Source organism: Bacillus sp. FSL M7-0307 (genome assembly GCF_038627835.1).
Classification (GTDB): domain Bacteria; phylum Bacillota; class Bacilli; order Bacillales; family Bacillaceae; genus Bacillus; species Bacillus altitudinis.
Genome location: NZ_CP152023.1, coordinates 2,405,539 through 2,420,126 on the forward strand (window position 1 = coordinate 2,405,539; position 14,588 = coordinate 2,420,126).

Below are 14,588 nucleotides of genomic sequence, written 5' to 3' on the forward strand. Positions count from 1 at the left end.
TTGCTGCGGTTTTCCATTTTAACTGAGAACTTCCATCTTTATTTAGAAGGGTTTAAATATACGATTGGTGCAAGTGTCATTGCGTTGATTGGAAGCTTTTTCATCGGTACACTCATTGCCATCATGAGAATTGCGCCACTAAGGCCGCTCAACTGGTTAGGGACGGCTTATGTGGAATTTATTCGGAATATTCCGTTATTATTGATCACCTTTGTGTTCTTCTTTGGTTTACCGGTACTTGGCATTGTGGCAGATGGCTTTACAGCAGGAACCATTGCCCTCTCCATTTATACGTCTGCTTTTATCGCTGAAGCCATTCGTGCAGGTATACAAGCTGTACCGCTTGGACAAATGGAAGCAGCTAGAGCTTCTGGTCTGTCATATGGCGGAACGATGCGATATATTATTCTGCCGCAGGCAATCAAAATTGTCATTCCCCCACTTGGGAATCAATTTATCAATCTTGTGAAAAACTCGTCTATTTTAGGTGTCATTGCAGGGTTTGATCTGATGTACCAAGGAGACCTTATCGCTTCGAGAACGTTTGTGACATTTGATGTATACATCTTTGTTGCCATGTTCTATCTTCTATTGACCATTCCGCTTAGTCTAGGCGTTGGTTATTTAGAAAAAAGATTAGCCCGAAGCCACTAGAAAGGAGGAAACACAATGGATTTTATAGGTGCCTACCAGCCCGATCATCTCGCCTTTTTACTTGAAGGATTTGCTGTCACCTTAAAAGTGGCTTTTATCTCCATCATTTTAAGCTTTATCATCGGATTAGTCGTTGGCACATTGAGGTTCGCACAAATCCCTATTTTATCAAAGGTGCTTGCGGTCATTGTTGAAACCGTCCGGAACCTGCCGCTTTTGCTGATCATCTTTTTTACGTATTTCGCCCTGCCTGAAATCGGTATTAAGCTGAGCATCACCGCCTCTGCCATTGCGGCTTTAACCGTGTTTGAATCCGCCATGCTGTCAGAAATCATTCGCAGTGGGTTAAAATCAATTGATAAAGGACAAATCGAAGCTGCCAGGTCCTCTGGCTTAACGTATATGCAAACGTTAAAAATGATTATCATGCCACAGGCGTTACGCCGAATGGTACCGCCGATTGTCAGCCAATTTATTTCTCTTTTAAAAGATACATCGCTTGCCGTTGTGATTGCCCTTCCAGAATTATTGCATCACGCACAGATTTTAAATGGTCAAAGCCAATCTTATTTACTTCCTATTTTCCTCTTGGCTGCCATGATGTATTTTGTTGTTAACTTCAGCTTGTCCTTACTTGCACGGAGATTAGAGTACAGGCAGGCATAAAAAAAGGACATCCGCTCATGGTGGATGTCCCTTTTTGTTTAAAACATTCGCATAACTCGTTTTCTCATCTTTTTCATATCCCGCTTAGATGGCATATCATATCGACTTGCAAAGTGATATGCGAGTGCACCTGCACCAAGCGTTAATAGTGAAGAAGTCATTTTGCCCATTCGAAATTCCCCCTTAACACTTATAGTTGAATTGAACGTTCATCATCACTAAACAGGTCGTCTAAACTGCTTAGTGTACCGTCTTCCTCCACTTGGTGAGTAGATATTTTGCCTTTTGACAGCGTCAATTCAATAAAACAGCCCCAGCAATAATATTGATTGACCCCAATTTTTCCGATGTCTTTACATTTGCAATTTGGGCAAATGAGCATATTCAGCACCTCTTTACGTTCGGTTTAGAACAAGTGCTTCCTTTTGAACGTCCATCAAGGTTCCGGCAGCATGTAGCTGCTTTCGAATCCCTGATAGCTCTGTAAAGAAGCCGTCCGAGAGTTCATATGCTACGATTGTGCCCGAATTCATGCAAAAGTATACATCTTCCAAAACACCTAATGTTTCACCATCTGGCGTATGGATCATTTTCTTTTTTAATTTCGAAAAGAAGAAGGATGGGGCGGAGGCATCTATTTCGACTCCCTTCTGGCAGCTCACATATAGACCTTCGTCTGTCAGTTTGTCGCCAGCTGAGAATGGAATGAAAGCACAGTCTTTCTTTTTCCCATCTAATACATATCCTCCGCAGCTGCCGCCGGCTAAAAAGCAAATATCTTTGATCGCCCCAAGTGAATGAGACAGCTCGTCTGTATAAATCGTCTGTCCTTCAAGCTCTCGACATGTTCTCAAAATGTGATCAACCACCTTTTCGGAACAGTCTTATCGTGTGCGTTTCCTCTATGACTCATACGAAGAAATGGCTTCCATGAAGGAAGCCATCAGCGTGTAGACAAACCCTCGCATTCTTTGTCAGTCCTGCGTGCTGGTGCTCACGAATGTCAAATTCGCTCCGCGCCAGTACTCGTCCTTCTTAGGGCTGCAAAGGTTTTCTTTCACGCTGAAAAAAAACAAAGGGCTAAAATCAAGTTCATTTTAGCCCTTTGTTTAACAATATGATGGCTTCCATGGAAGCCATTTACTCTTGCATAAAATCAAACGGAGTGATTCCCTCCATGCCAATATTGGCATCGTGTACGCTGAAAGGAAGTTCTTTTTGGAGGGCTGCTAGCTCAGCATCCATGACTTCTTCCGTTTCAGTAAGACGCATGGTTAAAGACGTTTGTCTGAGGGAGTCTTCATTATTTTTTACGCCCCACTCTAATGCTGATTCCTCACCGCACAAAATTAAAAACTTTTTACTTCGTGTAATGGCAGTATAAAGCAAATTTCTTCGAAGCATTCGATAATAACTTCTCACGACTGGCAGCACCACGATTGGGAATTCACTGCCCTGGGATTTATGAATCGAGCAACAATAAGCGTGTGTAAATTGATGAAAATCTTTTTTCGTAAACGTGATTTCGTTTCCATCAAAGGAGATGACCGCCATATCTTCTTTTTCCGTGTTTTCTTTCGCATAAAAGATCGAGACAATTTCTCCAATATCTCCATTAAAAATGTTATTCTCGGGCTGATTGACAAGCTGAAGTACCTTATCACCTGTCCGGTAGACGACATCACCAAATGGAATTTCTCTTCCTTTTGGCTTTTTAGGATTCAAAATTTGCTGGAGCATTTTATTCAGTTCATTAATGCCTGCTTTTCCTTTATACATCGGGGCAAGCACTTGAATGTCCTTTGCTGAATAACCCTTTTGAGCAGCATTGCTGACCACTTTCTCGATGACTTCTTTCATTTGGTCACTAGAGCATTGAATAAAGGATCGATCCTTCGAGCGTGCAGTAATATCCTTTGGCAAAACACCATTTTTCATATCATGCGCAAGCTCAACAATTGTTGAACCGTCTGCCTGCCGGTAAATATCAGTTAGTGTAACTGCCGGTATAGCTTGTGACGCAAGCAGGTCTCTTAACACTTGACCAGGTCCGACAGATGGAAGTTGATGTTCGTCTCCAACCATAATGACTTGAATATGATCTGGGATCGCCTTAAACAAATGGTTCGCCAGCCAAATATCCAGCATACTCGATTCATCAATGATGACAAGCTTTCCTTCAATCGGCTGGTCTTCATCATGTGAGAAGCCTTCTGATCCATTCCAGCCTAGCAGCCGGTGAATGGTCACAGCAGGAAGTCCAGTGGATTCTGTCATTCGTTTCGCAGCACGTCCAGTTGGTGCGGCAAGTACGAACGGAAATGCTTCATCTTTTTTATAATCACCCGGGTCAAGAGATACGCCGTGAAGATCGCTGTAAAGCTCGACAATCCCTTTAATGACCGTCGTTTTCCCTGTACCCGGCCCGCCTGTTAAGAGCAGCATCGGGGACATGAGTGCCTTTTGAATGGCTTCTTTTTGGGTCGGTGCATACTGGACACCCAGCCGCTCCTCCAATTCACCAAGTGCGAGCAGAAATTCTGATTCAGGAAATTGATCTGCATATTCTGTTTGAGAGACAATTTTTTGAATGCGTTTTGCCACACTTTGTTCCGCATAAAAGAGCGAAGGATGGTAACAGCGATCATCTTCAATGATCATGTCTTTCCCTTCACCAAGTGCAATGATCTGATTGGCAACGTCCATTTCAGTCACTTTGTAGTCATTGCCTGTTTGATTCAGCAATTTACGGGTTTCGATGATCAGATCTTTCGTTTGTATGTACGTATGACCGTCTTGCAGGCTTGCTGTCTCAACGGTATACAAAAGGGCTGCACGAATGCGGTCTGGATCATTTCCAGATATCCCTGTTCTAGCGCCGAGTTCATCTGCTTTAATAAATCCAATCCCCTCTACGTCTTTGACGAGCTGATAAGGATTTTCTTCAATTTTCTGCAACGTTTCACTCTCGTACACTTGGTAAATCTTCATGCTAAGCTGAGGACCAAAGCCATATTGATTCAGGCTGATCATGATTTGCTCAAGCCCCTGATGCTCCTGAAGTGCGGCAGCCAGCTTATCTGCCTTCTTTTTTGACAGGCGCGGGACGTCATACAACACAGACGGATCACGCATAATTTGATGAAGCGTCTGATTACCTAACTTACCGACGATTTCTTCCGCCGTCTTTTTTCCAATCCCTTCAAACAAGTCACTAGAGAGATAATGAATGATGCCTTGCTTTGTTGTAGGGACTTCCTTTTGAAAATGAGTGGCTTGAAACTGCTCGCCAAACTTCGGATGACTTGTGACCTTGCCATAGAAGGTGTAGGTTTCCTCCTCATGAAGCGCTGGGAAGTACCCTGTGACAGATGCTGTTTTTTCCTCTAAATTCTCTGATGTTTCAATGACTTTTACTTTTAACACCGAGTATAAATTACTTTCGTTATGGAAAATAACGGCTTGAACCGTCCCTTTTAAAAACGGTTCGTCTTCAAGCTTCATTTGATCTGGATGTTCCTGCACAGGTCTTCCCTCCTTCCGGTTATTCTGCCTCTTGAATCAGCTTTTGCGCATGCAATGCAAGCATATGATCAGGCTGCACGTCAATGGCTTTTCCTAGCATTTCAAGCGCTTCGTCCTTTTTCTCTAAATACGCATACGCAACGCCTGCATTATAAAAGGCGTCTGCATGCTGCGGATCTCGCGCAATCACTTCAGTAAAGACTGTGACCGCTTCCTCCAGTAGATGTTCATTCGCTAAGCACATGCCAAATTGAAATCTTGCTTCGTTATCTTCTTCGTTTAGCTCAACTGCACGCTGAAGATAAGGCATCGCAAGCTTCGGCTGCTCTAATTTCATCAGTGTCTGCCCTAACATATAAAACAAATCACTGTTTTCCATTCCAGCTTGTAGCGCTTGCTCAAAATAGTCTTTCGCTTTCATGAAGTCTTCTTTCATCGTGTAGACATTTCCTGCCCCGTAATAGGCTGCAGCTGCTGTATGATCAAGTTCAATGGCTTTTTGAAAGAAGTTCAAAGCACGTTCAAATTCATGAACGCTTGAAAGTAAATTCGCAAAGTTAATATATGGAACCGGGTCCTTTGGGCTTTCTTCAATGGCTTTCGTAAAAGCTTCAGCTGCCTGTTCGATGTTCCCTTGATTTAAAGCTTCAATACCGATTTCGTTATGATTCATTCGCTCTCTTCATCCTTTCATTAAAAAACCTCAACAGCGACGTTGAGGTTTTTAACACATGTTACACATACGACAGCTTTTGGCCATCTTTAAAGACATCGTCAATGGTCCCGCCGCCAAGACATTCTTCGCCATCATAAAAAACAACAGCTTGTCCTGGAGTGACAGCACGAACGGGTTCATCAAAGATCACCATTGCTTCCTGCTCACCTGTCATTTTGACTTTTACATGATGATCTTCTTGACGGTATCGGAATTTCGCTGTGCATGTGAGTTCACCGTTTTCGCCGACAATATGAGGACGAGTCCAGCTGATGTTAACAGCTGAAATACTTTCAGAGTATAAAAGCGGATTGTGGAAGCCCTGTTCAACAAATAAGATATTTTTCTCTAAGTCCTTCCCAACAACGAACCACGGATCACCGCTTCCGCCAATGCCAAGTCCTTGGCGTTGACCGATCGTGTAATACATGAGTCCATCATGTTCACCTTTTACTTCTCCGTCCATTGTCTGCATCACACCGGGCTGTGCAGGCAAATATTGGCTGAGGAATGTTTTAAAGTTTCTTTCCCCAATAAAGCAGATGCCCGTAGAATCTTTTTTCGTTGCTGTTGCGAGCTCTGCTTCTTTCGCTAATTCACGCACTCTTTTTTTCTCTAAATCTCCGATTGGGAACAACACTTTATCAAGCTGTTCTTGAGTCAGCTGATTCAAGAAATAAGTTTGGTCTTTGTTTGTATCAAGACCTCTTAGCATTTTGACTTCATCGCCGGTTCTGTCGACACGGGCATAGTGGCCCGTTGCCAAATAATCCGCTCCAAGCGACAATGCATGCTCAAGAAATGCTTTGAACTTAATTTCTTTGTTACACATGACATCTGGGTTCGGCGTTCTGCCTGCTTTATATTCATCAAGAAAATATTGAAACACTTTGTCCCAATACTGTTTCTCGAAATTCACTGCATAATATGGGATTCCAATCTGGTTACAAACACGAATGACATCCTCATAGTCCTCCGTTGCTGTACATACACCATTTTCATCTGTGTCATCCCAGTTTTTCATAAATATGCCGATTACATCATAGCCTTGCTCCTTTAACATGAGCGCAGCAACTGATGAATCGACGCCTCCGGACATACCGACCACAACTCTTGTGTCTTCAGGTCTTTTTGTCATCTTCATCAACTCCAATTTCAATGAAACAACGTGCGCGTTTCGTTCTTCAGGTGCCTAGCTGTTTCATTTTTCACACACGAACAAAAGGGAGCATTTATTTGGCTAGGCGTTTCACGACAGCCGCTATCTTACGCGCCGCCTGCTTCACATGTTCCTCTTCATTTCCAAGACCGAAGCTTATTCTGACTGAGGATGTCAGCTCTTTTGCTTCTTCACCATACATGGCGCTTAATACGTGCGAAGGAAGGACAGATCCAGCCGTACATGCTGACCCGCTTGAAACAGCAATCCCTTCCATATCTAAGTTCACAAGTAACGATTCAATGGAAACGCCCGGGAAGTGAACATTTAAAATGTGCGGCAATGTCTCTTTCGGATGTCCATTGATAGAGAAATTGAGTGATTCCTCTTCGAATACTTGCAGCATCGCTTCTTTGAGCTTACCATAGTGCACTGCTTTTTCTCTTCTATTTTGCTTTGTTAATTGAACTGCTTCTGCAAGTCCAATGATCCCCGCCACATTTTCAGTGCCAGCACGGCGTTTTCTTTCTTGTTCTCCTCCGAATAACTGCGGAGAGAGCTTCACACGTTCGTTGACGTATAAAAAGCCTGTTCCCATCGGACCATTTAGTTTATGGCCAGATGCAGATAAGAGATCAATATGAAGATCTTGTACATCAATTGACACTGTTCCAAATGCCTGTACAGCGTCTGTATGAAAATGAGCAGCGTGATCATGCAAAAGTTGACCAATTTCTTTGATTGGCTGGATCACACCTGTTTCATTGTTGCCGTACATGATGGTCACAAGAATTGTATCGTCTCTTAGTGCTTGTTTTAATTGATCAAGATGAATCAATCCAGTGTGATCCACATCTAAATACGTCACATCAAAACCAAGCTTCTCTAAGCGTTCGCATGTATGCAGCACTGCATGATGCTCAGTTTTTGTTGTGATGATATGTTTTCCTTCATGCTGCCTTGCCATTGCCACACCTGTAATGGCCAAGTTGTCTGCCTCTGTTCCCCCGCTTGTGAGGATGATCTCCTGCTGCTTACAGTGTAATTCTCCTGCAATGACTCCCCTTGCTTCATCGAGCCACTTTCTTGCCTCGCGTCCATATGAATGAATACTAGAGGGATTGCCAAATATCTCTGTAAAGTAGGGCATCATCTTGTCCACAATTCGCTGATCCATCGGCGTTGTGGCTGCATGATCTAAATAGATACGTTCCATTTCCGGTACACCTCTGATCTAAATATAGAACATATACGCCTCTTGATCCTCGTCATCTTTATAGCTTGCCAAGTCTTCAAGAGTTGTATTGTCTAGTACGTCTTTTACTGCATCACGAATACGAATCCAAAGTGCACGCTTTGCTGGCTCTTCGTTTTCGATCACTTCAACAGGACTAATAGGTCCTTCTAATACACGAATAATATCACCGGCTGTAATCTCGTTTGGCTCATGGGCAAGCACATAGCCGCCATACGCTCCGCGGATACTTTTCACAAGACGTGCATTGCGAAGTGGTGATACAAGCTGCTCTAAATAATGCTCAGACAAATCATTGTTTTGAGCGATTGATTTTAATGATGTAGGGCCTTCGCCATGTTTTTTGGCTAATTCGATCATGATCGTCAGACCATATCTGCCTTTAGTAGAAATTTTCAAGTTAAACACCTCTGCGTTTTCTATTTCTATGTCATCAATTTTTTTTCTGATTTCATATACGCTTATATAGACCAAAAGCAATTATATCATACTTTTAGCCAACTTTCATTTGCGGGTTCTGAGCTCAAAACGAGGACGCATCCCTTTTCTATTTGAAGAAATTTCGGTACTCTATACAAACAAGACATTGCTTTAGGAGAGATAATCATGAAACCTTTAGCGTATCGGATGCGACCAAGTCATATTGGAGACATTATTGGGCAGGAGCATCTCGTTGGAGAAGGTCAAATTATTAGACGAATGGTCGAGGCGAAACATTTGTCCTCGATGATTTTATACGGGCCGCCGGGAATCGGCAAAACATCCATTGCAACTGCAATCGCTGGCAGTACAAGCATTGCCTTCCGTACATTGAATGCGGTGATTCATAACAAAAAAGATATGGAAGCTGTCGCCGCTGAAGCGAAAATGAGTGGTCAGGTCATCTTGATTTTAGACGAAGTCCACAGACTCGATAAAGGGAAGCAGGATTTCCTTCTTCCGTATTTAGAAAATGGCATGATCATTTTAATTGGCGCGACAACAGCTAATCCGTATCATGCGATCAACCCAGCCATCCGTAGCCGGACACAAATATTTGAGCTGAAGCCGCTGGAAACAGAGCAAATCAAAGCTGCATTATCTCGAGCTTTACAGGATGAACATCGCGGGCTTGGCGGTTATTCGGTCAAAGTTGATGAGGAGGCAATGAATCATTTTGCAAATGGATGCGGAGGAGATGTGCGTTCCGCTTTAAATGCGCTTGAACTAGCCGTCTTATCGACAAAAGCGGATGAATCTGGACAGATCACGATCACTCTAGCTGCAGCAGAAGAATGTTTACAAAAAAAGAGCTTCTCGCATGATAAAAACGGTGATGCCCATTATGATGTCCTCTCGGCTTTTCAAAAATCCATCAGAGGATCTGACGCAGATGCTGCGCTACATTACCTTGCAAGACTCATTGAAGCGGGAGACCTTGAAAGCATTTCGAGACGATTACTTGTGATGGCTTATGAAGATATTGGCTTAGCCAGTCCGCAGGCAGGGCCACGTGTGTTAAGCGCTGTTCAAACAGCTGAGAGAGTTGGTTTCCCAGAAGCACGAATTCCACTCGCTAATGCCGTGATTGAACTGTGTCTTTCTCCAAAGTCAAACTCCGCTTACCAAGCGATTGATGCGGCACTGCATGATATCCGCACGGGGAAAATTGGTGAAGTTCCCGTTCATTTAAAAGATGCCCACTATAAAGGGGCAGCTGCACTTGGAAGAGGCGCCGATTACTTATATCCGCACGATTATGAAAATGGCTGGGTGAAGCAGCAATATTTACCTGACCCGCTGAAAAACAAGCAATATTATGAACCAAAGCAAACTGGAAAATTTGAAGGTGCACTAAAGCAAGTGTACGAAAATTTAAGACGGCAAAAATAAAAAAAGCCCCCTGCTCTAAGCAGGCGGGCTGTAGATTGTTGACAAAGGGCTAAAATGAACTTTATTTTAGCCCTTTGTCTTCTTTTCAGCGTGATAGAAAACCTTTGCAGTCTAGGAAGGACGAGCACTGGCGCGGAGCGAATTTGACATTCGTGAGCACCGAAGCGCAGGACTGACACCGAATGCGAGGGTTTGTCTACACGCTGAAGCCCCCTGCTCTAAGCAGGCGGGCTGTTTATTTATCTTTCACACGTGTAATCGGAATGTCTTTTAACAGTTTCATAATGACATGACCACCCATGATCAGTCCAGCCACAGATGGAACAAAAGCATTGGATGATGGCGGCATTTGTGCCTTACGAATTTTCGCTTCATCATTTCCCACTTCTTTTCTCACATCTTCACGAATGACAATCGGACTTTCATCAGAGAAAATAACTTCAATTCCCTTACGAATGCCTTCCTTCCGCAGGCGTGTTCTAACGACTTTCGCAATTGGGTCTGTATGTGTTTTCGAGATGTCATCAATTTTAAAACGTGTCGGATCTGTTTTGTTTGCAGCACCCATACTCGAAATAATGTTCACATCGCGTTTCAGGCACTCTTTCATTAAATGAATTTTATAATGAATTGTATCTGATGCATCAATGACATAATCAAGTGGATACTCAAAGAATTGTTCATATGTTTCTTCTGTATAGAACATTTTGAGCGCAACAACTTCACATTCTGGGTTAATGTCAGCAATTCTTGCCTGCATTAAGTCAACTTTAGGCTGACCAACCGTTGATAGCAAAGCTGGCAGCTGCCTATTTACATTTGTAATATCAATATCATCTTTATCAACAAGAACAATACGGCCAACACCTGAACGAGCAAGGGCTTCTACTGCAAAAGAACCTACGCCGCCTACTCCAAGCACTGCAACTGTACTGTTTTTTAATATATTTAAGCCTTCCTTGCCAATGGCAAGCTCGTTTCTTGAAAACTGATGTAACAAGTGCCTCACTCCACCTTTATTTAAAATGAATCGAAAGAATCATATCATATTCAGCGTTCTCCGTCATCCTTCTCAAATAGAAAAAAACACAAAAAAGTCCCGATCACGCCGCCAGCTTTTCCTTCGTTTTGAACCCCGCACCATGCAGGTGGGTGCTTTCTTCCTCACTTTATAAGTCCTCAGAAGAGGCATTTATGCAGAAAGGAAAGGCAAGCTCCCGTAGAAAAAAATGTTCGGTCAAAACTAGGTAACCACCGTACGTATCAGGACTTTATTTATTGGTTGATGAAAGCATATCATAGGCATGTCCCTTTTTCAAGCGTTTACATGCCTATAAACATGCGCCTATTTTACTGTTTTACTTTTGTTTTAATAGCCAAACTCAGTTCATCTAGCTGCGCTGTGCTTACAGTGCCAGGAGCATCTGTGAGAACACAGCTTGCACTTGCCGTTTTCGGGAACGCAATGGTATCTCTTAGGTTAGATCGGCCGGCAAGCAGCATCACTAAGCGGTCAAGTCCAAGCGCAATTCCGCCGTGCGGAGGCACACCATGCTCAAATGCATCAAGAAGGAAGCCGAACTGATCGTACGCTTCTTCTTTAGAAAAGCCAAGTAAACCAAACATTTTCTCTTGAATGTCCTTTTCAAAAATACGAATAGAACCTCCGCCAAGCTCATAGCCGTTCAGCACAAGATCATACGCTTGAGCTTTCATATCTTCTGGACTTGTTTCAATTAATTCAAGATCATCCCGAACTGGCATTGTGAAAGGATGGTGGGCAGCATAGAAGCGGCCTTCTTCTTCATCTTTTTCAAGCAGCGGCCAGTCGACTACCCATAAGAAATTGAAGACAGACTCATCGATGAGTTTAAGCTCTTTGCCAAGTTTTAAACGAAGTGCGCCAAGCGCATCATGGACAACAGACGTCTTATCTGCAACAAAGAGTAAAAGGTCGCCTTCTTCAACTTGAAGCTGTTCTTTTAATTCTGCTTGTTTTGACTCATCAAAGAATTTAGCGATTGGTCCTTTTAACTCTGTCCCTTCAGCTTTTAGCCAAGCAAGACCTTTTGCACCATAGTTCGCTGCAAATGCACCAAGTGCATCGATGTCTTTTCTTGAGTAGTTTGCTGCAGCCCCTTTGACATTAATGGCTTTGACAGCTCCGCCATTGTTTACAGCACCGCTGAAGACTTTGAAATCTGAGTCTTTTACCGTGTCTGAAATGTTGACAAGCTTCATGTCAAATCGGGTATCTGGCTTGTCAGAACCATAGGAATTCATCGCTTCATCGTACGTCATACGAGGTAATGGCAATGTCAAGTCAACACCTTTGACATCTTTCATCACCTTTGCCATCATCTCTTCAGCAAGCGTCATGATGTCTTCTTGACTCATAAAGGACATTTCAATATCGACTTGTGTAAATTCCGGCTGACGGTCAGCACGTAAGTCTTCATCTCTAAAGCAGCGAGCGATTTGATAGTAGCGGTCCATCCCAGACACCATGAGCAATTGCTTAAATAATTGCGGAGACTGCGGCAGCGCATAGAATTCTCCTTCATGTACACGGCTTGGCACAAGATAGTCACGTGCACCTTCTGGCGTACTTTTTGTTAAAATTGGCGTTTCAATGTCTAGAAAACCGTGATCATCTAAGAAATGGCGGAATGCTTTTGTGACTTCATGTCGCATTTTCATCGTTTCAAACATCGCAGGACGGCGAAGATCTAGGTAGCGGTATTTTAAGCGCACATCTTCTGATACCTCATCTGCTTGATCAGAAATCACAAATGGAGGCGTCTTGGCTTCATTTAAAACAGTGACCGTGTCGACTTGAATTTCAATTTTGCCTGTTTTTAAATTTGGGTTGATCGTGGCTTCTTCTCTTGCGACCACTGTCCCTTTAATATCAAGGACATATTCATTACGAATCGATTCTGCTGTCTCAAGAGCCTCTTTTGATTGGTCTGGATGAAAGACAACTTGCACAATGCCTGTACGATCACGCAGGTCAATAAAGATTAATCCACCAAGGTCACGACGTTTTTGTACCCATCCTTTTAATACAACTGTTTGACCGATTTGGTCTTCTGTTACTTCTCCACAATAAAAAGTTCTACCAAACACAAACATTCCACTCCTTCTTTACGCTTTCTGGTGGGCTTTCATCATTTGAATCAGCTCATCAAGCTTCACTTCAATTTGTTCACCCGTTGTCGTATCTTTTACATTTACAATTTGCTGCGCCAGCTCATCTTCACCAAGAACTGCAATAAACTTGGCTTTCGAGCGGTCTGCGGCTTTAAATTGTGCTTTTAGCTTTTTCCCTGTATAGTCCATTTCACTTGAAATGCCTTCTTTTCTTAGGCGATTCAATAAGCCAACAGCATAATCTTTTGCTTGATCTCCTAATGCCGCAATGTATAAATCAATGCCGTCTTGAACAGGAAGCTCAATCTTCTCTGCATCAATCGCTGATAGGAAACGTTCAATACTCATCGCAAAGCCGATACCTGGTGATTCAGGACCGCCAATTCCTTCAACGAGTCCATCATAACGGCCGCCGCCGGCTAATGTTGTGATTGCCCCAAAGCCTTCTGCATTACTCATAATCTCAAAGGCTGTGTGATTGTAATAATCAAGACCGCGCACTAAGTTCGGATCGACGACATATTCAATGCCTAGATCGGTTAAGTATTGTTTTACTTTTTCAAAATAAGTCCGTGATTCTTCATTTAAGTAATCTTGAATGGATGGTGCCGTTGCCATCAGTTCGTGGTCGCGGTCCTTTTTACAATCAAGAATACGTAATGGATTTTGATGTAAACGAATTTGGCAGTCGTGACAGAATTCATCAATTCTTGGTTCAAAATGCTCGACAAGTGCTTGGCGGTAATCAGCACGGCTTTCTTTGTCACCAAGGCTGTTAATGACGAGTTTTAAGTTGGAAAGACCCGCTTTCTCATACACACTCATCGCTAATGAAATGACCTCTGCATCAATGGCAGGATCTTTTGAACCGATCGCTTCAATTCCGAATTGATAAAATTGACGATATCTTCCCGTTTGCGGACGCTCATAGCGGAACATTGGTCCAATGTAGTACAGCTTTGTAGGCTGTGCAGGCTGTGCAAACAGTTTATTTTCAACATAAGAACGGACAGTTGAAGCTGTTCCTTCTGGGCGAAGTGTGATGCTACGTCCTTTTTTGTCTTCAAATGTGTACATCTCTTTTTGAACGATATCTGTTGACTCGCCTACTCCTCGTGCAAACAGTTCCGTATGCTCAAAAATCGGTGTGCGAATCTCTTTGTATTGAAAGGCTGCACATGTATCTCTCGCAATTTGTTCAACATACTGCCAGCGTTCTGATTCTCCCGGTAAAATATCCTGTGTGCCTCTTGGAATATTAAAACTCATTTTTCGTCCTCCTACGACCATCATTCATTTTTTATGTGGACATATAAAAAACCCCCGCCTCTACTATGTGTATAGTAGGGACGAGAGTTATACCCGTGGTGCCACCCTAGTTGGAACATGATCTAGCCATGTTCCCGCTCAAATCCTTAACGCAGATTCACGTTCTCCGCCTAATGACTCATTTTTTGAGTGTTCAGCAGGAAACCTACAGAGTGTTCTTTCGTGATAAATGCCATGCGGATTCGCTTTCAGCCTAAGGCGATTCCTCTCTGCTCACGCAATTTACCCTACTATTCTCTATCATCAGTTCCACATTTTAA

14 protein-coding genes, 1 other RNA gene and 1 other annotated feature are annotated in these 14,588 nt (G+C 43.0%); of the genes, 3 read left to right on the forward strand and 12 right to left on the reverse strand.

What is annotated here, in order from left to right; genetic code table 11:
• Together MHI41_RS12330 and MHI41_RS12335 are read left to right on the forward strand one after the other, a co-directional pair.
• Window positions 1-654 (forward strand): amino acid ABC transporter permease, encoded by a 654-nt coding sequence (locus tag MHI41_RS12330; protein WP_007501460.1) that lies wholly within the window; start codon window positions 1-3, stop codon window positions 652-654.
• 15 nt (window positions 655-669) lie between these two features.
• Window positions 670-1,320, forward strand: a complete 651-nt coding sequence (locus MHI41_RS12335) for an amino acid ABC transporter permease (RefSeq protein ID WP_048001804.1) — start codon at window positions 670-672, stop codon at window positions 1,318-1,320.
• Window positions 1,321-1,358: 38 nt separating this feature from the next.
• On the opposite strand, the gene MHI41_RS12340 is transcribed toward MHI41_RS12335, so the two are convergent.
• The 8 genes from MHI41_RS12340 to MHI41_RS12375 all read right to left on the reverse strand — a co-directional run bounded on the left by MHI41_RS12340 (window position 1,359) and on the right by MHI41_RS12375 (window position 8,373).
• Window positions 1,359-1,490 (reverse strand): YrzQ family protein, encoded by a 132-nt coding sequence (locus tag MHI41_RS12340; protein WP_008362324.1) that lies wholly within the window; start codon window positions 1,488-1,490, stop codon window positions 1,359-1,361.
• Window positions 1,491-1,510: 20 nt separating this feature from the next.
• Complete coding sequence (locus tag MHI41_RS12345; RefSeq protein ID WP_003216308.1) at window positions 1,511-1,702, reverse strand: hypothetical protein; 192 nt, start codon at window positions 1,700-1,702, stop codon at window positions 1,511-1,513.
• A 13-nt stretch (window positions 1,703-1,715) separates the two neighbouring features.
• Window positions 1,716-2,174: a PRC-barrel domain-containing protein gene (locus MHI41_RS12350; RefSeq protein WP_342494222.1), complete on the reverse strand. Its 459-nt coding sequence runs from the start codon at window positions 2,172-2,174 to the stop codon at window positions 1,716-1,718.
• Window positions 2,175-2,460: 286 nt separating this feature from the next.
• Window positions 2,461-4,845 (reverse strand): ATP-dependent RecD-like DNA helicase, encoded by a 2,385-nt coding sequence (locus MHI41_RS12355; protein ID WP_317327691.1) that lies wholly within the window; start codon window positions 4,843-4,845, stop codon window positions 2,461-2,463.
• A gap of 19 nt (window positions 4,846-4,864) precedes the next feature.
• Complete coding sequence (locus MHI41_RS12360; protein ID WP_058214178.1) at window positions 4,865-5,518, reverse strand: tetratricopeptide repeat protein; 654 nt, start codon at window positions 5,516-5,518, stop codon at window positions 4,865-4,867.
• Window positions 5,519-5,579: 61 nt separating this feature from the next.
• Window positions 5,580-6,698, reverse strand: coding sequence for a tRNA 2-thiouridine(34) synthase MnmA (gene mnmA / locus MHI41_RS12365; protein WP_008342709.1), 1,119 nt, complete (start codon window positions 6,696-6,698; stop codon window positions 5,580-5,582).
• 94 nt (window positions 6,699-6,792) lie between these two features.
• The gene (locus MHI41_RS12370; RefSeq protein WP_342494223.1) at window positions 6,793-7,935 is read right to left on the reverse strand and encodes a cysteine desulfurase family protein; all 1,143 of its coding nucleotides are present in this window, start codon (window positions 7,933-7,935) and stop codon (window positions 6,793-6,795) included.
• 18 nt (window positions 7,936-7,953) lie between these two features.
• Window positions 7,954-8,373, reverse strand: coding sequence for an Rrf2 family transcriptional regulator (locus MHI41_RS12375; protein ID WP_008342713.1), 420 nt, complete (start codon window positions 8,371-8,373; stop codon window positions 7,954-7,956).
• A gap of 207 nt (window positions 8,374-8,580) precedes the next feature.
• Here MHI41_RS12375 and MHI41_RS12380 point away from each other — a divergent pair, with 207 nt between their 5' ends.
• Complete coding sequence (locus MHI41_RS12380; protein WP_008342715.1) at window positions 8,581-9,846, forward strand: replication-associated recombination protein A; 1,266 nt, start codon at window positions 8,581-8,583, stop codon at window positions 9,844-9,846.
• A 235-nt stretch (window positions 9,847-10,081) separates the two neighbouring features.
• Here the strand turns inward: MHI41_RS12380 and MHI41_RS12385 are convergent, their stop codons facing one another.
• The 4 genes from MHI41_RS12385 to hisS all read right to left on the reverse strand — a co-directional run bounded on the left by MHI41_RS12385 (window position 10,082) and on the right by hisS (window position 14,268).
• Window positions 10,082-10,846: a tRNA threonylcarbamoyladenosine dehydratase gene (locus MHI41_RS12385; protein WP_008342718.1), complete on the reverse strand. Its 765-nt coding sequence runs from the start codon at window positions 10,844-10,846 to the stop codon at window positions 10,082-10,084.
• Between the two features lie 92 nt (window positions 10,847-10,938).
• A non-coding RNA gene (gene ssrS / locus MHI41_RS12390) (6S RNA) lies at window positions 10,939-11,119 on the reverse strand.
• Between the two features lie 77 nt (window positions 11,120-11,196).
• Window positions 11,197-12,975: an aspartate--tRNA ligase gene (gene aspS, locus MHI41_RS12395; RefSeq protein ID WP_035391010.1), complete on the reverse strand. Its 1,779-nt coding sequence runs from the start codon at window positions 12,973-12,975 to the stop codon at window positions 11,197-11,199.
• Window positions 12,976-12,993: 18 nt separating this feature from the next.
• On the reverse strand, window positions 12,994-14,268 hold the full coding sequence (gene hisS / locus MHI41_RS12400; RefSeq protein WP_017358112.1) for a histidine--tRNA ligase: 1,275 nt from the start codon (window positions 14,266-14,268) through the stop codon (window positions 12,994-12,996).
• A 73-nt stretch (window positions 14,269-14,341) separates the two neighbouring features.
• Window positions 14,342-14,581: a binding site (T-box leader), on the reverse strand.
• Between the last annotated feature and the right edge of the window lie 7 nt (window positions 14,582-14,588).